At 73.2% G+C, this 20,897-nt stretch carries 19 protein-coding genes; 3 read left to right on the top strand and 16 right to left on the bottom strand.

Annotation, left to right across the window (positions count from 1 at the left end; translation table 11 throughout):
- Nucleotides 1-123: 123 nt before the first annotated feature.
- The 7 genes from EBO15_RS37380 to EBO15_RS37350 all read right to left on the bottom strand — a co-directional run bounded on the left by EBO15_RS37380 (nucleotide 124) and on the right by EBO15_RS37350 (nucleotide 7,008).
- Nucleotides 124-894 carry a hypothetical protein gene (locus EBO15_RS37380; RefSeq protein WP_122199206.1) on the bottom strand — a complete coding sequence of 257 codons (771 nt, stop codon included), beginning with the start codon at nucleotides 892-894 and terminating at the stop codon, nucleotides 124-126.
- Nucleotides 895-924: 30 nt separating this feature from the next.
- Nucleotides 925-2,022 carry a glycosyltransferase family 4 protein gene (locus EBO15_RS37375; RefSeq protein WP_122199209.1) on the bottom strand — a complete coding sequence of 366 codons (1,098 nt, stop codon included), beginning with the start codon at nucleotides 2,020-2,022 and terminating at the stop codon, nucleotides 925-927.
- A complete protein-coding gene (locus EBO15_RS44685) occupies nucleotides 2,022-2,456 on the bottom strand; it encodes a hypothetical protein (RefSeq protein ID WP_158628468.1) in 435 nt (144 codons plus the stop codon). The genes EBO15_RS37375 and EBO15_RS44685 overlap by 1 nt, the downstream gene beginning before the upstream one ends.
- Nucleotides 2,453-3,193 carry a hypothetical protein gene (locus EBO15_RS37365; protein ID WP_122199205.1) on the bottom strand — a complete coding sequence of 247 codons (741 nt, stop codon included), beginning with the start codon at nucleotides 3,191-3,193 and terminating at the stop codon, nucleotides 2,453-2,455. The genes EBO15_RS44685 and EBO15_RS37365 overlap by 4 nt, the downstream gene beginning before the upstream one ends.
- A gap of 3 nt (nucleotides 3,194-3,196) precedes the next feature.
- Complete coding sequence (locus EBO15_RS37360; RefSeq protein ID WP_122199208.1) at nucleotides 3,197-4,369, bottom strand: glycosyltransferase family 4 protein; 1,173 nt, start codon at nucleotides 4,367-4,369, stop codon at nucleotides 3,197-3,199.
- Between the two features lie 5 nt (nucleotides 4,370-4,374).
- Complete coding sequence (locus tag EBO15_RS37355; protein ID WP_233616717.1) at nucleotides 4,375-5,286, bottom strand: NAD-dependent epimerase/dehydratase family protein; 912 nt, start codon at nucleotides 5,284-5,286, stop codon at nucleotides 4,375-4,377.
- Between the two features lie 78 nt (nucleotides 5,287-5,364).
- Nucleotides 5,365-7,008 (bottom strand): ABC-F family ATP-binding cassette domain-containing protein, encoded by a 1,644-nt coding sequence (locus EBO15_RS37350; protein WP_122199203.1) that lies wholly within the window; start codon nucleotides 7,006-7,008, stop codon nucleotides 5,365-5,367.
- Between the two features lie 110 nt (nucleotides 7,009-7,118).
- Here EBO15_RS37350 and EBO15_RS37345 point away from each other — a divergent pair, with 110 nt between their 5' ends.
- The gene (locus EBO15_RS37345) at nucleotides 7,119-7,520 is read left to right on the top strand and encodes a hypothetical protein (RefSeq protein WP_147481836.1); all 402 of its coding nucleotides are present in this window, start codon (nucleotides 7,119-7,121) and stop codon (nucleotides 7,518-7,520) included.
- Between the two features lie 82 nt (nucleotides 7,521-7,602).
- On the opposite strand, the gene EBO15_RS37335 is transcribed toward EBO15_RS37345, so the two are convergent.
- Nucleotides 7,603-9,600, bottom strand: a complete 1,998-nt coding sequence (locus EBO15_RS37335) for a proline--tRNA ligase (RefSeq protein ID WP_456047890.1) — start codon at nucleotides 9,598-9,600, stop codon at nucleotides 7,603-7,605.
- A 77-nt stretch (nucleotides 9,601-9,677) separates the two neighbouring features.
- Between EBO15_RS37335 and proS the strand changes: the two genes are divergently transcribed.
- The gene (gene proS / locus EBO15_RS37330; protein ID WP_233616716.1) at nucleotides 9,678-11,126 is read left to right on the top strand and encodes a proline--tRNA ligase; all 1,449 of its coding nucleotides are present in this window, start codon (nucleotides 9,678-9,680) and stop codon (nucleotides 11,124-11,126) included.
- Nucleotides 11,127-11,200: 74 nt separating this feature from the next.
- On the opposite strand, the gene EBO15_RS37325 is transcribed toward proS, so the two are convergent.
- The 8 genes from EBO15_RS37325 to EBO15_RS37290 form a co-directional block, all read right to left on the bottom strand.
- Nucleotides 11,201-13,213, bottom strand: a complete 2,013-nt coding sequence (locus EBO15_RS37325; RefSeq protein ID WP_122199199.1) for a SpoIIE family protein phosphatase — start codon at nucleotides 13,211-13,213, stop codon at nucleotides 11,201-11,203.
- A gap of 426 nt (nucleotides 13,214-13,639) precedes the next feature.
- Nucleotides 13,640-14,404 carry an ANTAR domain-containing response regulator gene (locus tag EBO15_RS37320; protein WP_122199198.1) on the bottom strand — a complete coding sequence of 255 codons (765 nt, stop codon included), beginning with the start codon at nucleotides 14,402-14,404 and terminating at the stop codon, nucleotides 13,640-13,642.
- A 44-nt stretch (nucleotides 14,405-14,448) separates the two neighbouring features.
- Nucleotides 14,449-14,862 (bottom strand): CBS domain-containing protein, encoded by a 414-nt coding sequence (locus EBO15_RS37315; RefSeq protein ID WP_233616715.1) that lies wholly within the window; start codon nucleotides 14,860-14,862, stop codon nucleotides 14,449-14,451.
- Nucleotides 14,863-15,022: 160 nt separating this feature from the next.
- Entirely contained in the window at nucleotides 15,023-15,430 is a 408-nt protein-coding gene (locus tag EBO15_RS37310) for an SSI family serine proteinase inhibitor (RefSeq protein WP_122199196.1), read from the bottom strand.
- A gap of 218 nt (nucleotides 15,431-15,648) precedes the next feature.
- Complete coding sequence (locus EBO15_RS37305; protein WP_122199195.1) at nucleotides 15,649-16,251, bottom strand: sigma-70 family RNA polymerase sigma factor; 603 nt, start codon at nucleotides 16,249-16,251, stop codon at nucleotides 15,649-15,651.
- 569 nt (nucleotides 16,252-16,820) lie between these two features.
- Nucleotides 16,821-17,594: an ABC transporter permease gene (locus EBO15_RS37300; protein ID WP_122199194.1), complete on the bottom strand. Its 774-nt coding sequence runs from the start codon at nucleotides 17,592-17,594 to the stop codon at nucleotides 16,821-16,823.
- Complete coding sequence (locus EBO15_RS37295) at nucleotides 17,591-18,550, bottom strand: ATP-binding cassette domain-containing protein (protein ID WP_122199193.1); 960 nt, start codon at nucleotides 18,548-18,550, stop codon at nucleotides 17,591-17,593. Before EBO15_RS37295 ends, EBO15_RS37300 begins: the two co-directional genes overlap by 4 nt.
- A 110-nt stretch (nucleotides 18,551-18,660) precedes the next feature.
- Nucleotides 18,661-19,326: a DUF4097 family beta strand repeat-containing protein gene (locus tag EBO15_RS37290; RefSeq protein WP_122199192.1), complete on the bottom strand. Its 666-nt coding sequence runs from the start codon at nucleotides 19,324-19,326 to the stop codon at nucleotides 18,661-18,663.
- Between the two features lie 473 nt (nucleotides 19,327-19,799).
- Between EBO15_RS37290 and EBO15_RS37285 the strand changes: the two genes are divergently transcribed.
- A complete protein-coding gene (locus EBO15_RS37285) occupies nucleotides 19,800-20,681 on the top strand; it encodes a hypothetical protein (RefSeq protein ID WP_233616714.1) in 882 nt (293 codons plus the stop codon).
- The last annotated feature ends 216 nt before the right edge of the window (nucleotides 20,682-20,897 follow it).

Genomic DNA, 20,897 nt, shown 5'->3' with positions numbered 1-20,897 from the left:
ACCGCGCCATCGCCGCCTACATCCGCTGGCACAACCACAACACCCACCCGAAAACCAACTTCGCCGCCAGCTCCCCGATCCGATCATGGACCAGTTACCCCAGCAAGGTTGCGTAACGAGCCACTAGGCGAGCGGGTCCCGGACGCGGGCGGCGCGCGCGAACTGGTCGTCCAGGCGGCGAGGGAACGGCATGATCCGATGCCGCTCCCGCCAGGGCGCGAACTGCCGGACGGCGTTGAACCCGCCCGCCGTGACGATCCGCTCAGCGCGCGCGCCGAGCGGCCACGCCGGATAGACGTCGTGGTGGACGACCCGCACAGCCAGCCCGTCCGGACGTCTCGGCGCGATCAGCGTGAATCGAGGCCGGACGCCTTCGGCGGCGGCCATGTCGGCGGCGTACGCGACCAGCTCCCGGATCTCGTCGTCCGGCCCCGAATGGACGATCAACCACCCGTCCACGTCGACATCGACGCGCGCAGGCGGATCGACCAGCTCCAGCGATTTCACCTCGCCGGAGACTTCACGCAGGTACGCCTCGTGCACGCGCGAGAGCGGCTCACATATATACGTCACGTCGATCCGCGGACGGACGGCGGGCAGCAGCCGCTCGTAAACAGGCCACCGCAGAAGCCGAGCCAGGTGGACGACCCGGAACCCGCCTTCCGGAACCTCCAGCTCGCCGTGGATCCCGGCGGGGAAGGCGTCGATCCAGACCTCGTCCGCGTCCGCCTCGGCCAGCGACGGCACGACCGTCCACCCGGGGGCGACGCGCGCGGCGAACGGCGAGTCCGACACCAGCGCCACGGGATCGCCGTCCCGGCCGAGCGCGTGCAACGCGGCCCGGACCCGGGTCAGGTGCCCGAGCCCCGCGCCCCGCGCGTAGCAGGCGATCATCCCGCCCCTCGCCTCATCGTGTTCCCGCGCTCACGCCGTCTCGGTGAGAACGCGCAGGTAGCCGGCGGTTTCGGCGGCGGGGGTGAAGTCGCGGCGGATCCGCTCGGCCCCGGCCGCGCCGAGCTTGGCCAGCTCGGCATCGGACGCGGACACCGCGCGCCGGACCGCATCGCGGCAGCCCTCCGCGTCGCCCGCCGCGAAGGTGAAGCCGATCTCGTCGTCCGCGACGTCGGCGAGGCCGCCCGCGTCCGAGCACAGCAGCGGGACGCCGAGCGCGGCGGCCTCAAGCGCCACGTTCGGCATGCCGTCGTAGAAGGACGGCAGCGCGACCAGGTCGCACGCCGCGTACACGGCCGGGAGGTCGTACCGCTCCTGGAACGGCAGCACGGAGTGCGCGAACCGGTCGAGCCGCCCGGTCACGGCGTCGTCCACCTCACCGGCGAGCACCAGGTGGAACGCGCCCGTGGGCAGTGCGTCCAGCAGGAAGCCGACACCCTTCTTGGCCTTGAGCTGCCCGACCACGCCGAGCGTGCGGAGTCCGTCCGCGACGTTCGCCGCGCGCCACGCGTCCGCGCGCCGCCGCTCCGAGGGCAGCAGCTCCCAGGACGAGGTGTCCACGCTGTTCGCCACGAACGTCACGCCGGCGTCCGGCGCGAGGGCCTTGACCAGCGGAATGTGCGACCGCGCGACGACGCAGACCCGCGCGGACGCCCGCAGCGCGTCGGTGAGCGCGCCGCGCCGCCGCGCCGAGAACACGCCGACGTCGATGTCGTTGCCGCGCAGCAGCGTGACGAGACGGGCGTCCAGCAGCGAGGCCAGGACGGGCGCGGCCAGCGGCGCGAGCACGCCGCCGAACGCGACGACGTGCGTGTACCCGGTCATGCGGGCGGCGGTGAGCTGCGTCCAGAGGCGGCGCAGCGCGTGCTCGGGGTCGGCGCCGAGGGGCGCGGTGAGCCGCCGTCCGCCGACCTCGCGCCGCAGGCCCCACGGGACGTCGCGCCTGGTCAGATGGACGAGGTCGATCTCCACACCGGCGGCGCGGAGCCCGCGCGCGATCCGGTCGCACGACTCGGACATGCCGCCCTTGCTGGGCGGATGGTGCTCGGTGATCCAGAGGACCCGTGTCATCAGCTGTCCACGAGCCCGTCGTCGCCGGAGTCCCAGTCGCCGCCCCCGTCGCCGTCCGCGCCGTCCCAGTCGTCCCCGCCGGCGAAGTCGCCGGACGCGGCCGCCCAGTCGCCGCCGTCCGGCTCGAACGCGTCCCGGTCGTGCTCGTCGAAGGACGAGTAGTCCGGGTAGTACGTGCTGGAGCCGTACACGGCCGACGAGTTCTCGTAGTGCCTGCGCCGGTGGCCGTACGTCCAGGTGCGGTCGTAGGCGTCGCGGGCCGTGTTCCGTGAGCACTCGGGGCAGAGGCCGTCGGAGCCGAAGTGCTCGGGGCAGACGGGACGGGTGCACGAGGGGCAGGGCCCGGCCGCGGGCCGTTCGCAGCGGCGCAGCACGAAGAACCCGCTGAGGATCGAGCAGGGAACCGGGCCGTTCAGGGGCGGCGGCATGGTCAACGGGCCCTCCTCGGGGGCGCGGCGGGCGGGCGCGGCGGCGTCCAGCGGAACAGCTCGCCGCTGACGGTCAGGAGCGTGTCGACCGCGTGCTGGTCGTCGGTCGCGGGCCCCTTCGCCGACGCGCGCAGCACCGTCCGGCCGTTCTCCTTCCGCTGGACGCGCACGTCCAGCCAGGCCGGGGCAGGCGGCGCGGGCCGCGCCACCCGCGCGTCCTTCGGCAGCCGCCGCGTCGCCCGCACGGTCCGGACCGCCTTGGACTTCGTCTTGATCTTGATCTTGCCGCGCGGGTTCCGCTTGAGCAGCCGCCGCTCCCGCACGCGCTCGACGACCACGACGTCCAGGACGCTGCCGTCGCGCAGCTCGGCCCGGACGACCAGCCACGGGTCGGTGTAGAACGTCTCCTGCCCCGACTTGACCGGCGGCCGCACCGGGATGCCCCGGCGCTCGCCGCGCTTCTCGTCGACCTTCGGGCCGCGCAGGTCGGCCGTCACGCCGAGGGGCGCGCCCGGCTCCATGTCCTCCTGGAGGACGCGCAGCACCGGGACGACCACCGACGCGGTCCGCGTCGGCAGCCGCCACTTCGGCCGCGAGATCACCTGCTCGTGCGTGGCGAGACTCGCCACGAGCGCCGTCCAGTCGGCGGACGGCAGCGTCGCGGAGAACCGCTGCTCCTCGACGAGCTGCCGGTGCAGGGGATGCAGGCGCTCCAACGCCCTGCGCTGCTTACGCCAGAACATGTGTCACCACCGATCGACGGGCCGGAAGGACAACGTACGGTAAACCTCCGCGAGCCGGGCACGCGAGTTCGCCCACGTCAGCGTGTCCGCGACGTGCTCTCGCGCCCGCGCGCCCAGGGCCCGCGCCTGCTCGGGGTACTCCAGCAGCACCCGGACGGCCCGGGCCAGCTCGGCCGGACGGTCCGCCGGGACGAGCCGTCCGTGCTCCCGGTCGGTCATCAGCTCGCGCACCACCGGCAGGTCGGACGCGACGACCGGCGTCCCCGCCGCCATCGACTCCAGCACCTTCAGCGGCGCGCAGCCCTGGTCGAGGTTGCGGGCGCAGGCGGTGAGCGGCGCGACCGACAGCTCGGCGTGCTCCAGCCAGGCCGGGACCTCCGCGTGCGGGACCGTGAACCGCCACACGACCCGGTCCTCGACGCCCAGGTGGCGGGCGAGGCGCCGTAGCGGTTTCGCCCGTTTCGGCGGGACGGACGAGCAGACCACGAGCCGCAGTTCAGGCAGGTCGGCGAGGCGCGCGAACGCCCGCATCAGCACGTCCAGGCCCTGCCAGGGCTGGAGCGCGCCGACGTAGACGATGTACCGCTCGGGCGCGTCCGCGGGTCTCGGGCGCGGCTCCGGGACGTCCGCGCCGTTCGGGACGACGGTGATCTTCGCGTCCGGGATCCCGTACGCCCGGACGGCCTCCGCGTTCACCCGGGACGGCACGACGATCGCGTCCGCCTCCGTCAGGCAGTGCCGCTCCAGCTCGCGGATCTTGGCGAGCGTCCGCTCCGGGACGCCCGGACGCGTGTGCCGCAGCTCGACCGACGGCAGCCCGTTCACCTCGTACACGACCCGGTACCGGCGGTCCGGCGCGGCCAGGACGGGCAGCGCGCCCCACGGATCCCGGACGTGGACCAGCTCCAGCGTCCCGGCGTGCGCGGCGACCTGCCCGGCCACCCATGCCGAGAACGCCGCGAACCGGTCGAGCAGGTTCGGCACGGCGTCCTCGAACCGGACGATCTCCCGCGCGCCCTCGACCTGCCGGGACGGCAGGGCCCCGCCGCCCGTCACGCCCAGCAGCCCGCCGCCGTACCGCCCGAACAGCTCGTCCGCCATCTCCGCGATGTGGACGGCCGCCCCCTTCGTCGACGGGAACAGGTCGAAGGCGAAATACGCCGCGCGATGCCTCATGCCGGTCACAGGACGGCCAGGGCGATCTCGCGGTGCCAGGCGATCTGGTCGGCGAGCCCGTCCGCGAGGGCGATCCGGGGCGTCCATCCGAGCAGCTCGCGGGCCAGCGACGGATCGGCCCAGGTCCGGTCGGCGTCCCCGGCGACCGGTTCGGCGGTCTCGATCTCGGGCCGGACGCCCAGGACCCGGCCCAGCAGCGCGATCGCGGCCCGCACGGTCACCGGCTCCGGATGGCCGACGTTGATCGCCGTCCCGCCGGGCGCCTCGGCCGTCATGGCGGCGAGCGTCGCGGCGACGACGTCGTCCACGTGCGTGAACGAGCGGGCCTTGCGCCCGTCGCCGAACACCGGAAGCGGCCGCCCGGCCAGCGCCGCCTCGGTGAACCGGTGGAACGCCATGTCCGGCCGCTGACCAGGCCCGTAGACCGAGAAGTAGCGCAGGACGACCGTGTCCGGACGCCGCCGGGCCAGCCCCTCGACGGCGACCTTGCTGACCGCGTACGGGCTGGCGGGCGCGAGCGGATCGTCCTCACGCGTCGGACGGTCCCGGCCCGCCGAGCCGTAGACCGACGAGCTGGACGCCACGACCACTCGTCCGCGCGCCGCCGCGAGGACGCGCCGCGTCGCGACCACGTTGTCCCGGTGGACGGCGTCCCCGGCGTCCCACGACGAGCGGATCCCGGGCCGTCCGGCCAGGTGGACGACCACGTCGGCCGAGGCCAGCGGCGCGAGATCGGCGGACGCCAGGTCGAGCTCGATCCTGGGCGGCCCGAGCGCGTCCCAGGTGCGGCGGGCCGTGGCGGGCGCGAGGGACCGGTCCGGCGCGTCCACGGCCAGCACGTCGTGCCCGGCCTCCGCCGCCGCCTCCGCCACCCGGCTCCCGATGAACCCGGCCGCACCCGTCACCACAACACGCACCAAAGCACCATACAAACCCCGGAACGGTGCCCGGGGCCCGCGAACACCGATCGACCAGAACGGCGATCGACCGGCCGGTCAGCGGGAGCGGACGACGCGCTTCTCGTCCCAGACCGGCTCCGGCGCCTCGGCGACCGACCCGTCCGACCGGAACACCACGAACCGGTCGAAGGACCGCGCGAACCACCGGTCGTGCGTCACCGCGACGACCGTCCCCTCGTACGACTCCAGGCCCTCCTGCAGCGCCTCGGCGCTGGCGAGGTCGAGGTTGTCGGTCGGCTCGTCCAGCAGGAGCAGCGTCGCGCCGCCCAGTTCCAGAAGCAGGATCTGCAACCGCGCCTGCTGCCCGCCCGACAGCGTCTCGAACGGCTGCTCCGCGCAGAGCTGCAGCTCGTACCGGGCGAGCGCGTTCATGGCGTCGTTCCGCAGCCGCGCGTGCTCGGTCATGACGATCTCGCACGGCGTGCGCCCTTCCAGGTCGGGACGGGCGTGCGTCTGCGCGAACAGTCCGGGCACCACACGCGCCCCGAGCCGCGCGACGCCCGTGTGCGCCACCGGCCGGACGGGCGTCGCGCCGCGCGGGAGGTCCTCCGCGACGTGCGCGAGCAGCCGCAGGAAGTGCGACTTGCCCGACCCGTTCGACCCGAGGACCGCGACCCGCTCGCCGTACCAGAACTCCGCCGCGAACGGCCGCATCAGCCCGGTCAGCTCGAGGCCCTCGCAGATCACGGCGCGTTTCCCGGTGCGGCCGCCGCGCAGCCGCATCTTCAGGCTCTGGTCGCGCGGCGGGACCTCCGGCGGCCCGGCCTCCTCGAACTTGCGCAGCCGCGTCTGCGCCGCCTGGTACCGCGACGCCATGGAGTCGTTGTAGGTGGCCTTGGCCTTCATCATGATCACGAGCTGCCTGAGCTTGGCGTGCTCCTCGTCCCAGCGGCGGCGCAGCTCCTCCAGCCGCTCGTTCCGGTCCCGGCGGGCGGCGGCGTACGTCGCGAACCGGCCGCCGTGGATCCAGACCGTCCCGGCCTCCACGGTCACGATCCGGTCGGCCGCCCGGTCGAGCAGCTCCCGGTCGTGCGACACCAGCAGCACCGTCTTGGACGTCTCGCGCAGCCGGTCCTCCAGCCAGCGCTTGCCGGGGACGTCGAGGTAGTTGTCCGGTTCGTCCAGCAGCAGCACCTCGTCCGGGCCGCGCAGCAGCGCCTCCAGGACGAGCCGCTTCTGCTCACCGCCCGAAAGCGTCGAGACCTCCCGGTACCGGCACCGGTCGTACGGGACGCCGAGCGCGGCGATCGTGCAGGCGTCCCACAGCACCTCGGCCTCGTACCCGCCCGCGTCGCCCCACCCGGACAGCGCCTCGGCGTACCGCATCTGCGACCGCTCGTCGTCCCGCTCGACCATCGCGAGCTCGGCCGCGTCGAGGACCGCCGCCGCGTCCCGCAGCCGCTGCGGCGCCGTGGTCAGCAGCAGGTCCAGCACGGACGACTCGTCCCGGACGTTCCCGACGAACTGCCGCATCACGCCGAGGCCGCCGCTGTGCGCGACCGACCCCTCCTGCGGCGTCAGGTCCCCGGCGATCGTCCGCAGCAGCGTGGTCTTCCCGGCCCCGTTCGGCCCGACCAGCGCCGCCGTGACGCCCTCGCCCACCCGGAACGACACGTCCTCCAGCAGCACGCGGCCGTCCGGCAGCGTGTGACTGATATGCCCGACCTCGACGTGTCCCATGGGTCAGGATCCTCCCGGAGGGGACCCGCTCCCGGTCAAGCGCTTTTTCCGGTCATGCACATCACGTATCGCACTGCTCTCGTCACGGAGCGTGAGGTAAGGTTCGTTCTGTGCGTGCAGTCCGGTTCCCGCAGGTATCCACCCGGCCGTCGGCCCGGGTGCTGCTCGTCCTGCTGGCCCTGGTCACCGCGCTGATCGTCCCCGGTGAGACCGCGCCGACCGCCACCGCGAACGACCCCGGAACCGTCCAGACCGCCTCGCCCGGCTGCGGCGACGAGGACGACGGCCCCGGCCGGCACGGCGAACCCTCGGCGGCCGTCCGCCCCGCCAGCGCCGAACCGGGACGCCCGGGAAGCGTCCGCCTCCCGCGCACCCTGACCCGCGTCCTCGCCCCGGCCCTTCCGGCCCCGGCCACCGAGCCCCGCGCCGCCACCCCGGTCGCGGCCGCGGGCGGCGACGGCCGCGCCCCCGGCGCCGGCCTCCTCATCACCCTTCGCGTCTCCCGCACGTGACCGTCCCCGGCGGCCGGCCCGCACCGGGTCGTCCGCCCGTGCGCTCATTCACGTGAGGACGATGCGGAGGACGCCATGTGCGTCAAGGACGTTCACACCAGCAACGAGAGATGGCGCTTCCACTGCCCACGCTGCGTCTGGAGCTGGGAGCAGGTGTTCGAAGCGCGCCAGAGCGGTTCCCATACCGCCTGGTACCACGACGGGCTGCCGAGCCAGCCGCCCTGGATCGACCCCGGATGCCCCGCCTGCGGGGCGTCCGCGAAGGCGTTCCCCGGCGGCGCGCTGATCCCGCCACAGCCGTGACGCGTCGATCCGCGTCCCGCCCGGCTCCCGGACGGACGCGGATCGACCCGAGAGCACCGATCAGCCCGAGAGCACCGACACCAGGTGCGCGACGGCCTTGTCCACCGGGAGCCCCACGGTCTCGCCCGTGGCGCGGACGGTGTGCTCGACGACGCCCTCGGCCAGGCCCCGGCGCCCGACCGTCAGCCGGTGCGGGACGCCGGTCAGCTCGATGTCGCGGAACTTCACGCCCGCCCGCTCCGGACGGTCGTCGATCACCGTGTCGATCCCGGCCGCGCAGCTCGCCGTACAGGCGCTCGGCGGTCGCGGCGACCTCCGGGTCGCCCGTCTGGGCCGGGACGACCGCGACCGCGAACGGCGCGACCGCCTCGGGCCAGACGATGCCCCGGTCGTCGTGGTGCGTCTCGACGATCACGGCCATCGCCCGCTCGATCCCGATGCCGTAGCAGCCCATGAGCGGGTGGACGCGCCCGCCGTCCGCATCGAGGACGGCCAGGCCCATCGCGCGGGTGTAGCGGTCGCCCAGCTTGAAGATGTGGCCGACCTCGATCGCCGGGAACACCTCCAGCGCCGTCCCGCAGGACGCGCACCCCTCGCCCGCCGCGACCTCGCGCAGATCCGCCCAGACCGGCGACGGGATGTCGCGCGCCACGTCCACGCCCCGCAGGTGGACGCCGTCGCGGTTCGCCCCGGTGACCATGGCCCGGCGGCCGCGCAGCGCCTCGTCCGCCAGGACGGGCGGGCCGGTCACGCCGACCGCGCCGAGGCTGCCGGGCAGCGCGCCCAGGGCGTCCCGGATCTCGTCGGGCCCGGCGGCCCGGACGTCCGACGCGCCCGTCGCGTCCGCGAGCTTCTGCTCGTTCAGGGCATGATCGCCGCGCAGGAGGACGAGCGTGAGCCTGCCGTCCAGGAGGTAGACCAGCGTCTTGATCTGCCGGTCGGCGGGAACGTCGAGTCCGGACGCCAGGTCCTCGATCGTCCGCACTCCGGGCGTGTCGAACGGCTCCGGCGCGCCCGGGCCGTCCGCGCCCGTGTCGGCGTCCCCGTCGTCGATCATCGCGAGCCGGGAGCGGGCCGTCTCGGCGTTGGCCGCGTACCCGCAGGACGGGCAGCGCACCACGGTGTCCTCACCCACCTCGGACGGGCAGGCGAACTCGGTCGACCCCGTCCCGCCCATGGCCCCGTTGGACGCCTCGACCGGCACCGCCGGGATCCCGAGCCGCTCGAAGATCCGCGCGTAGGCCGCTCTGTACGCCGCGAACGACGCGTCCAGGCCGTCCTGGTCGATGTCGAAGGAGTAGGCGTCCTTCATCGTGAACTCGCGCACGCGCATGAGCCCGCCACGCGGACGCGGCTCGTCCCGGAACTTCGTCTGGAACTGGTACCAGTGCTGCGGAAGCTGCTTGTACGACGTCAGTTCCAGGCCCAGCGTCGTGAAGATCTCCTCGTGGGTCATGCCCAGGGCCAGCTCGTTGCCGCGCCGGTCGGCCAGCCGGAACATCTCCGGGCCGATCTTGTCCCAGCGTCCCGACCGCCGCCACGGATCCGCCGGATGCATCGCCGGGAGCAGCATCTCCTGCGCCCCGATCCGGTCCATCTCCTCGCGGACGACCTCGATGATCTTCGCCCGGACCCGGACGGCCAGCGGCAGCAGCGAGTAGTGCCCCGCGTGCAGCCTCCGGACGTATCCGGCGCGCAGGAGCAGCCGGTGACTCGGCGCCTCCGCGTCCGCCGGATCCTGCCGCAGGGTGGGGACGAACAGGTGTGACCAGCGCATGCGGTGACGATAACGGTGTGGACGCGCCGTCGGCATCGCGTTATTGGACGGTGCCTCACGTCAGTACCCTTGGGGGCGTGAGTCGAGAAGGTGTGACACCGCAGAGCGAGGATTTCTCCGCCTGGTACAACGAGCTGGTCGTCCAGGCCCAGCTGGTGGACCGTGGCCCGGTGCGCGGCACGATGGTCATCCGACCGTACGGCTACCGGGTGTGGGAGCTGATCCAGGCCGACCTGGACCGCCGGATCAAGGACGCCGGGCACGACAACGCGTGCTTCCCGATGTTCATCCCGGAGTCCTACCTCAAGCGTGAGGCCGAGCACGTCGAGGGCTTCTCGCCGGAGCTCGCGGTCGTCACCATCGCGGGCGGCAAGCAGCTCGAGGAGCCGCTGGTCGTGCGGCCGACCTCCGAGACGGTCATCGGCGAGTACATGGCCAAGTGGATCGACTCGCACCGCGATCTTCCGCTGCTGCTCAACCAGTGGGCGAACGTCGTTCGCTGGGAGATGCGCCCCCGGATGTTCCTGCGGACCACCGAGTTCCTCTGGCAGGAGGGGCACACCGCGCACGTCGACGAGGCCGACGCCATGCGCGAGACCATGTGGGCCCTGGACACCTACGCCGCGGTCGCCCGCGAACTCGCCGCGATCCCCGTCATCGCCGGTGAGAAGACGCCGGGCGAGCGGTTCGCCGGCGCCGTCCGGACGTACACGATCGAGGGCATGATGCGGGACGGCCGCGCCCTCCAGTCCGGCACCTCGCACTACCTCGGCACCAACTTCGCCAAGGCGTTCGAGATCCAGTACCAGGACGAGGCCGAGAAGCTCACCCTCGCCCACACCACGTCCTGGGGCATGTCCACCCGCATGATCGGCGGCGTGATCATGACCCACGGCGACGACAAGGGCCTGGTGCTGCCGCCGCGGCTGGCGCCCTACCAGGTCGTGATCGTCCCGATCGGACGCAAGGAGCAGGGCGAGGAGGCCGCTGCCGAGGCCCGCCGCCTGGCCGGCGCGATCAAGGCCATGGGCATCCGCGTCCACGTCGACGACAACCGCCCGCAGCTGTCGCCCGGCTTCAAGTTCAACGAGTGGGAGATGCGCGGCGTGCCCGTCCGCATCGAGCTCGGCAAGCGCGACATCGACAACGGCGTCGCCACCCTCGCCCGCCGCCTGCCGACCGTGGAGGGCCAGGGCAAGGAGCAGATCCCGCTGGAGAAGGTGCCCGAGCTGCTGCCCGGCATCCTCGCCGACTTCCAGTCGTTCCTGCTCGCCCGCGCCGAGGCGTTCCGCGAGGAGCACACCGCCGACGTCGCCACCTGGGACGCGTTCGCCGCCCAGGTCGCCGGCGGCTGGGCCCGCGCGTTCCACTGCGGCCGCGCCGAGTGCGAGGACGAGATCAAGGCCGACACCTCGGCCACGCCCCGCGTCATCCCGATGGACGCGCCGGAGGAGACCGGCACCTGCGTCAAGTGCGGGCAGCCGTCCGCGTACGGCAAGCGCGTGATCTTCGGTCGCGCGTACTGATCGTCACAGGGGACGGGCCGGAGCGCATTGCTCCGGCCCGTTTCATGTTCGAGCAGGGGACCGGGGCCCGCGCGTCAGTCGAGGGACGGCGGCAGGACGCGGAGCGCCAGCATCGACACGTCGTCCCGCAGGTCCCCGTCGCAGAAGTCGAGCAGCGACCGCTCGACCGCGCCGAGCATGTCGTCCACCGGCCCGGACGCGTGCGCGGCGAGCGTCTCCAGCAGCCGGTCCCGCCCGAACTGGCGGCGCGTCACGTCGCACGCGTCCAGCACGCCGTCCGAGTACAGGACGAGCGTGTCGCCGGGCGCCAGGTCGAGCGTGTCGAGCCCGGCCTCGAAGTCGCCGAACAGCCCCAGCGGCACCCCGCCCCGGGCCGCCGTCCTGATCAGGCCGTCCGCGCGGACCACGATCGCGGGCGGATGCCCCGCGACGCCGAGCGTCACCCGCATCCCCGCGCCCCGCGGCGCGATCCCCGCGAGGACGGCCGTCACGAACCGGTCCTCGGTCAGCAGCGCCTCGTTGACCGTCGCGAGCACCTCGGCCGGGTCCGCCCGCCACCGCGACACCAGCCGGACCGCGTGCCGCGCCGTCGCCGTGACCGCCGCCGCGTCCTCGCCCTTGCCGCACACGTCGCCGAGCACCAGGCCCCAGCCGTCCTTGGCGGGGAACGCGTCGTAGAAGTCGCCGCCGACGTCCGTCCCGTGCGTCGCCGAGGTGTACCGCGCGGCCAGCTCCGCCCCGTCGATCTCCGGCAGCGTCCGCGGCAGCAGGCTCGCCTGGAGCGTCGCCGCGACCTCGGCCCGCCGCCGGTACAGCCGCGCCGCCCGGATCACCAGCCCCAGGTACCGGCCGATCCGCTCGCAGACCGACAGGTCCAGCAGCGCGAACGGGCCGTGCTCGCCGCTGCCCGCGAGCGTGATCGTCCCGATCGCCCGGTCGCCGTCCGTCACCGGGACGCACAGCACCGACGTCGCGCCGATCGTGCTCAGCACCGGCCGCCCGTCCGAGCAGGCGCCGAGAAGGTCCAGGTCCTCCGCGTGGGGGCGCAGGTCGCTCTGCCCGGTCTCGAAGACCGTCCAGGGGAGCGTCCCCGGCTCCGGATCCGTCTCCGAGATCCGCCGCGCCGCGTCCTCGGCGTCCTCGTCCTCTCCGGGGCCCATGACCACGTGCCGCCGCGGTGTGCCCTCGCCGTTCCGGGCGGCCGCCGTCTGCCCGCCGCCGTCCGCCTGCCGCTGCGGGACCAGGTCGATGACGACCCATTCGGCCAGCTCCGTCGCCAGCAGCCGCGCGCACCGCCGCGCCGCGACGGTCTCGTTGAACACCGGCTCGTCCAGCAGCATCTCGGTCACGGACGCCATGACGTCCATCCGGTGCACCAGCGACGCGACCGCCTCGTCCCCGGCCACGTCCACACCCCGCGCCACGCTCTCGCCCTGCGGAACGCTGTCGCCCTGCAGAACGCTGTCGCCCTGCGGAATGCTGTTGCTTCGGGGCGCCGTCCCGCTCCGGGGAGCGGGGGCGACGGGCGTGGTGGTCGGACCGGCGACCGCGACCACCATCGGGTCGGGCTCGCCGCGGATCCACACGCGCGCCAGCGTCACCACCGCGTCCACCGGACGCTCCCGCCCGAGGAACCGCACGGGAACCCGGCAGCGCCGTCCCGTCCGGATCACGGCCGCGAGCTGCGACCGCAGGGGCGCCCGCGTCGCCAGATCGCAGAACGCGGTGAACCGCTTGCCCGCCATGTACCCGGTCGACGTCCCCAGCAGGTCCGCCGCCTGCCGGTTCACGCGCCGCACCCCGGCGTCGCGGTCGAGCAGGAACAGCGGGACGGGCGCGTCGGTGAACACCGACTTCAGGACGCGCCGCTCGTCCTCGGCCGCGGCGGTGTGCCCGGCGGCCCCGCCCTGCTCGCCGCCGACCGTCCGCAGCGCCGCGACCGCCAGCTCCAGTTCGACGAGCGCCGCGTCGAGCGTCGCCCGCGCGTCGGCGTCCGGCAGCTCCGCGGCCCGCCGCAGCTCCTCGATCCGGCCCTCCAGGCCCGCGACCTCGCGCAGCACGCTCTCGGGGTCGAGCCGCTCGCGCATCGGACCCCTCCCTGTCCTCGGCTTCGCACGCTGACACCGGCCTTGGCCTCGGCTGCTCCCCAGAGCGATCCCTCGGCGCGACCGGCCGACCGGCCTTCGCAGCCTATTCCGGGAATGGCACCCCATGTACGGAGAGCGACCCGGAGCCCCGAACCTGTCCGTCCCCGCCGAACATCCCGAATCACCCGTCCCTGCCGGTTCACGTCCGCCTCCCGCACGCGCCTCCCCAGCTCTACCCCCGCCCCACCGCCGCACCCGAACCCCACGGCGCTGACACCCCACCTGCGGCGATACAGCCCCACGCCCAGATCGTCCGACGAGACCGCCTGGCCAGAGGACCCCGGCGGCTCACGCACGGACGAGACCCGGCAGGGGAGTGCCGGAGCCGGCTCCACCCGGTGACCCGGCCTTTCGGTGACCCGGCCTTCAGGAGACTCCGCGGCCGCCGACGATGCGCTGGGCGAGGGCGGTGAGCTTCACGTGGCGGGTCTGGGAGATCCGGCGCATCTCGGCGAACGCCTGGTCGGCGTCGCAGCCGAGGGCGTGCATGAGGATGCCCTTGGCCTGGTCGACGATGGCGCGGGCCTCCACGGCCTCCCTGAGCTGGGCGGCCGCCCGGTGGACCTCGTCGTACTGGAGGACGTTCGACACGGCGGCGCTGCCCTGCGCGGCCAGCAGCGACGCCAGGGCGTGCTGGCCGGGGGCCAGGCCGCCCGCCGTCACCCCGTACAGGGTGAGGGTGACCAGCACCGGAGCGTGGTCGTGCGGGGTCGTGCTGAAGCAGCGGACCCCGCGCCGCAGCATGTCGGACGTGGTCTCCGACCAGCGGGTCTCGACCAGCACGTCGTCCGACGCCAGCGGACGGCGGGTGGCGGCGACCTCGAAGATCGGGCCCTTGCCGCGCGCGAGCTGCCGGTCGGTGATCTCGGCCAGCTCCGGATGGCTGGCCGCGTGCGCGAGCGGCTCCGGCACCCTGGCCCCACCAGTCCCACCCGACGCACCGGACCCATCGGACGCGACGGGCGCGTCCGGCACGGCCCAGCGGACGCCGGACGCGCCCGCGCACCCCGGCACGGCCTGGGCGGCGAGCTCGGCGACGCGGGCCAGCGTCCCCACGTCGGAGGACGCGCCGACCACGCCGAGGCGGGCGATCTCCACGGCGAGCCGGTCGGTCAGGACGGTGGGCGGCACCCTCCCGACGGTATCCCCTCACTTCCAAGAACGGACCAGGCCGCCTAAACGCTGGGGGGCGCCTTCCAGATCTCCTCCAGTGTCGGAAGGGACAGGACGTCGCGGCCGGCCAGGTCGCCGAGCGACACGATCCCGACCGGCCGCCGCGCCTCGTCCACGACCGGGAGCCGCCGGACGGCCCGCTCCCGCATCAGCCGGACGGCGGTGCCCGTGTCGTCGTCCGGCCGGACGGTCGCCAGGTCGGCGCTGCAGATCTCGCCGAGCGGGGTGATCCGCGCGTCCCGGTCCTCGGCGACGGCGCGCACCACGATGTCCCGGTCGGTGACCATGCCGCAGAGCCGTCCGTCGACCGTGACCAGCACGTCGCCGACGCCCTCGTCCCGCATCAGCCGGGCCGCCTCGTGCAGGGTGGCGTCGCGCGGGAGGGACCGCGGCCGGGTCGTCATCACGTCGCTCACCCGTGGGACTTCAGGGGACATCGCCGGTACCTCCGTTCGCGCCCGTGCCCCTCTACGGGCGCGCTCTACCCGCGGTCGGGTCGGGTATGCCGAACGGCCCGGAGCGGATCGTCCGGGCCGTTCGGCGAGGTGGTGCGATGAGCGGTTTGGGAAGGGCGCGTCAGAAGGCGAAGACGCGGGCCGTGCGCGAGCGCATGACGCAGTCGTTGCCGTACCGCTTGCGGAACCGGACGCCCTTGCTGTGCCAGCGCCCGGTGGCCTGCGCGATCACCGGGTGGTAGATCATCGGGCAGACCTCGTTCCGCGCCGGGTCGTGGTCGAACCGCCCGCTGGACCTGGTCAGGTCCGCGCACGCCTGCGCGGCCTTCGGGTGGTCGCCCCCGGGCGGGTCGCAGCGGAGGACGACCGTCCGCGTCCCGGAAGTGTTGCTCGAGGGATACGTCAGCGTGAGCCGGAGGACCGTCCCCGCGGCGACCCCGTGCGCCCCGGCGGTCGCCGCCTCCGCGGGCGGCACCGTCGTCCCGAAGGCCAGCGCCGCCGCCAGGGCCCCAGTGACCAGATGCTTCATGAGAACTCCCCACGTTCACAGAAGAATGGTTGCCCAATGTATCCACATGGCTACCGAACGTGGGCAATTTCGCCGAGGTTGGTCAGACCGGGGCCAGGAAATGAGGCGGCCCCGCCATCACGGGGCCAATGGCGGGGCCGCGATCACCTGCTCGAAGCGGGTGACCTGGGGAAAGGAGGCTCTGGAGAGAAATCCCGGGGAGGGGCATCGGGGAAGGATCAGGCGGCGAGCTCGTGCGTCGCGCGCGACGGGTGGTCGGCGAGGGCCTCGCGGAGCTGCTTGCGGCCGCGGTGCAGGCGCGACATCACGGTGCCGATGGGGGTGCCCATCATCGCCGCGATCTCCTTGTAGGCGTACCCCTCGACGTCCGCGAGGTAGACGGCGTCCCGGAAGTCCTGCGGCAGGGAGCGCAGGGCGGTGACGACGCGCTGGTCGGGGATCCGCTCCAGGGCTTCGTACTCGGCGGACCGGAACCCGGTCGAATGCGCCTCGGCCTGGGCGATCTGCCACTCCTCCAGCTCCTCGGAGCCGGCGCGCTGCGGCTCGCGCTGCTTCTTGCGGTAGGTGTTGATGAAGTTGTTGGTGAGGATGCGGTGCAGCCACGCCTTGAGGTTCGTGCCCTCCTGGAACTGGTGGAAGTTCACGTAGGCCTTGGCGAGCGTCTCCTGGACGAGGTCCTCGGCGTCGGCGCTGTTGCGGGTCATCCGGACGGCGCTGGCGTACAGCGGGTCGGCGAGCGGCAGGACGTCACGCTCGTAGCGTCCGGTGTCGTGGCGGAGGGTCTCGTCCTGTGCGCGGACGGGCATGGTCACAGCGGTCATCGTCGCTCCCCGAGGGTCGTGGGCCTTGTGGGCCGGTGGCGGACGCGCTGTCGGCGCGTCGGTTCGGGCGGACGGACCGCCCCTCGTGCTCCGTGGATCAGGCCACCGTCCCGGCCGGTTCGGCGCGTGCTCGCGTCGCGTCGCGCGTCCGAGCCGGGGGCTCGTGGGCGCACGGCGACCTCTCCCGGATGGGTGAGCGTTCGCGCCGGCGGGGTCTCGGCCTCGCATGGAGGGTGGGCCGAGGGAGGGAGGAGGCCGGATCGGCGGTGCCAGGGCGACCCCTGATCGCGGGACGTCGCGGGCCTTGCCTGATCGAGCCGTCCACTCTCGGTGGCGTTCTCACTGAGTAAGACGCTTGGGACGGTCCAAAAGGTTGCGTGGCGTCAGTCACAATTGAGGGCCTACCGTCCCTAATCGCGCTCGGCGCACGGTATAGAGCACTTTCCGGCGGCGCAACCGAATTTTCGCGACCGCGCATTCAGAGAGTGACGGAATTGTCACTCTGCGGAGAAATGCGTCAGGGCCGCCGGACCCCTGTGGTCCGACGGCCCTGCCCGGCCACCTCACGCTCATCCCTTGTTGAAGGTCTTCTTGGCCCAGAGGTAGGAGACGGCGGTCAGCCCCACGCACCAGGCGGCGGCGATCGCGGCGCTGTCACCGATCGGGGTCCCGAGGAGCAGGCCCCGGAGGGTCTCCATGATCGGGGTGAACGGCTGGTACTCGGCGAACCAGCGCAGCACGGTCGGCATCGAGTCGGTCGGGACGAAACCGCTTCCGAGGAAGGGCAGGAAGACCAGCGGCATCGGAGCGTTGCTCGCGGCCTCCGGGGTCGCGGACTTCAGGCCGAGCGCGACCGTCAGCCAGGTGATGGACACGGCGAACAGGGTGAGCATCCCGATCGCCCCCAGCCATTCGAGGACGCCGGCGTCCGGCCGGAAACCGATCGCCAGGGCGATGCCGATGAGGGCGGCCATCCCGAGGAGCTGCTGGACGACGGCGGCGATGACGTGGCCGGTCAGCACCGAGGCCCGGAAGATCCGCATGGTGCGGAAGCGGGCGATGATGCCCTCCTTCATGTCCGTCGCGACCATGACGGCGGTTCCGGTCGCGGCCGTGGCCGCCGTCATGAGCAGGATGCCGGGAACGACGTAGTCGATGTACGCGTCGCGTCCGCCGCCGAGCCCCTTGCCGAGCGTGCCGCCGAAGACGTAGACGAACAGCAGCAGGATGATGACGGGCGTCACGATCAGCTGCACGGTCATCGACGGGTAGCGGACCAGGCGCTTGAGCTGCCGGCGGGTCATGGTGGACGAGTCGCGCAGCGCGAGGGCGAGGGTGCTCATCGGGAGGCCTCCTGCGTCTGGCCGGTGAGGGTGAGGAAGACGTCGTCGAGGTCGGGGGTGTGGACGCTGAGGGCGGCGGGTTCGACGCCCGCCGCGTCCAGCCGGGCGAGCAGGTCGCGCAGGGACGCGACACCGCCGTCGGACGGGACCTGGAGCGTGAGGCCGTCGTCGTCGGCCGGGTCCACGAAGCCCCGGCCGAGCGCGCCGAGCGCGTCCTTGAGCGCGTCGTCGTCGGGGAAGCGGAGCGACACGTGGCCGCCGGGGATGAGGCGCTTGAGCTCCTCGGAGGTGCCCTCGGCGATCAGCCGCCCGTGGTCCAGGACGGCGATCCGGTCGGCGAGCTCGTCCGCCTCCTCCAGGTACTGGGTGGTCAGGAAGATCGTCACGCCGTTCCTGACCAGCTCGCGGACGGTCTGCCACATCGCGCGGCGGCTGCGCGGGTCGAGGCCGGTGGTCGGCTCGTCCAGGAAGATCAGGCGCGGCTCGCCGACCAGGGTCATCGCGAGGTCGAGCCGCCGCTGCATGCCGCCGGAGTAGGTCCCGGCCGGCTTGCGGCCCGCCTCGACCAGGTCGAAGCGCTCGAGCAGCTCGGCCGCCCGCCTCCTGCCGTCCCTGCGGGACAGGTGCTCGAGGTCGGCCATGAGGAGCAGGTTCTCCTCGCCGGTGAGCAGCTTGTCGACCGCCGAGTACTGGCCGGTGACGCCGATCGCGCCGCGCACGTCGTCCGGATTCCGGGCCAGGTCGTGTCCGGCGACCCGGACGGTTCCGGCGTCGGCCGGGATCAGGGTGGACAGGATCTGCACGGTCGTCGTCTTGCCCGCTCCGTTCGGGCCGAGCAGGGAGAAGACCGTTCCTTCGGGGACGTTCAGGTCGATGCCGTCGAGCACGACCTTCTCGCCGTTCTTGTCGCGATAGGACTTGCGCAGTCCGGTCGCCGCGATGGCCAGGTTCGTCATGGTTGCCGCTCCTTGGGGGGACTTCGGCTCGGGAGGCTTGTGGTGCGGAGGCGCGGGGTTCAGAGGCTGTGGGGGTTCAGGAGGCAGTGGGGGGTCAGGGGCTGTGGGGTTCAGAGGCTGTGGGCGGTGATGTCGCCGTTGGAGGTGGTGGCGTGGATCTCCAGCTCGGCGGCGCCGGTGTTGCGCAGGGCGTTGCTGACGCGGCCGTGGGAGGTCCCGGCGTCGAGCGAGGCGGACACCCCGGTGGCGGCGCCGACCGTGATGTCGCCGGAGTGGGTGGCGAGGACGACCTTGCCGCGGGTGGCCTGGGTGATGGTGATGTCCCCGCGGTTGGTGGTGATGTGGGCGGGTCCGCCGAGGCGTCCGATCTCGACGTCGCCGTCCACGGCGGTGAGCCGGACGCCGGCGGCCTCGTCGATCTTGATCGTCCGGTAGGCGCCCTCGAAGGCGACGTCGCCGAGGCGGCCGACGCCGCGGAGCTCGGCGCCGCCGGTCCTGCCCTCGACCCGGGAACCGGCGGGGAGCCGGACGGTGATCTCGACCGAGCCGGACGGGCCGAAGTACTGGTTGCCGGTCGCCGTCGTCCCGATCCGCAGGACGCCGTCGGCGTACTCGACCGTGGTCTGCTCGGCGGCCTTCACGTCGCGGCCCTTGCCGGCGTTGACGGGCAGGACCTCCACGGCGGTGTCGGCGCGGTCGGCGGCGATCAGCTGGACGCGTCCGGCGGGGATCTCCAGGACGGCGGCGATCGGGGCGGGGGTGTCGAACTTCTGCATCGTTCTCTCCATGCGGTCTGCGTCCAGCGCCTGTGGTGGCGGGTCGGGTTCCCGGCGCCGCCTCGCGGCGGGCCGTCCTTTCGAACAACGCAAACGCTACGTTGCCTTTCCTGTTTCAGCAACTTGTTCGTTGCGTCTGAAGTATGTATGTGCAGGTCAGAGTCTTGAAATCATTGCAATGCGATGAAAGTCAACGCAATGCTTCCCGTGAAGTGCATTGCAATGAATGACAGTGAACGCTCTGCCGGAAGGGGGTGGCGGATCGCGGCGGGGGTGCGTGGCGGGCGCGGGGCGACCGCGCTCGCAGTCGCCTTCCGGGGGCCGGGAGGGTGTGGTGACGGGACGGAAGGGCCCGGTAGGAAATTGTCTCTTTTGCGATAGATCGCTTTCCGGTGTCCCTCTCGTCTGATCTGTAGTGTCGGTCGGGTGGACGCCGGGCTCCCTCGGGCCGGGGTCGTCGGGGATGGGGCGCTGTGGGAGAGAGACTGACGCTGCCGGTTCCGGAGAACCTGCACGCGACCTATGCCGTGGCGCTCGCCGCACCGCCCGCCGATCCGCGCGGGCTCGCCCGCGACCAGGTCGCACGGCTCGTCCGGCCGCCGCTCCGCGACCTCGTCCTCGGGATGCTCGCCAGTCCGCTGCTCACTCTCGACCTGCGTCCGGCCCGCGAGTTCCCGCCGCTCCCGATGGACCTGCTCGCCGCGTACGGGGCGTCCCGGGCCGAGCTGGGGGCGCTGTCCGCCGCGTCCCACCTGCTGGCCGTCCGCGCCGCCTACCGTCCGGGGTGGCCGCCCGCGCACGAATGGGCGGCGCGCGCCGTCGCCGGGGCCGTCGGCGCGGCGCTGAGCATGCCCGTCCTGGACGGCTTCACGCCGCAGATCCTCGGCCGTGACCGGCTGGAACGGTCCCTCCCCGGCCCGGACGGGACGGTCCGGCTCACCGACTGGATCCTGCTCCCGCACGCGGACGGCCCACACGGCTTCTGGTTCACGACCAACGGGCTGGCCCGTTTCGGCCTGCCCGAACTCCTCACCGAGAACGTCCCGCCGACGCTGGTCGAAGCGTGGGGGCGCGTCCTGAACGGCCTGGCCCGGCGCCTCCTCGACCTCTGGGTCGAGCGGCTCCCCGCGGCCGAACTGCCCGTCTTCGTCGACCTCCCCGAGGTCGTCTCCGTCAGCCTCCAGGACATCGCCGCAGCTCAGGGGGTCGAAGAGTCGATGCTCCGGGAGGTGTCCCTCCGGCTCCGCCTGGACGAACCGGAGGGCGCGGCCCCCGCCGTCCTGACCGTCCTCGCCGCCGACGACGGCCCCGACCGCTTCGACCATCTCTGCGCCGCGCTTTTCGGTCCGTCGTGAACCCCGTCGCCGCGTCCCCGACGCGGCGACCGTCCGAGGAGAAGATGATCAGCTCAGAGCTTGCCGACGATCTTGTTCTCTGCACAGGATCGTGGACGTGAGATTCGGCCCACGCGACCACCCCGGCCCCCCCGACGAGCCCGCCGACGAGCCCGCCGACCACGAGCCCGGCCCGCCGCCGCGCGCCGACGCGCCCCCGGCGGCCCCGGCCCGTCC

The sequence above is a fragment of the Actinomadura harenae genome (assembly GCF_003696215.1).
GTDB lineage: Bacteria > Actinomycetota > Actinomycetes > Streptosporangiales > Streptosporangiaceae > Spirillospora > Spirillospora harenae.
The sequence above is the reverse complement of the archived record's forward strand: the minus strand, read 5'-3'. Positions and strand labels throughout refer to the sequence as shown.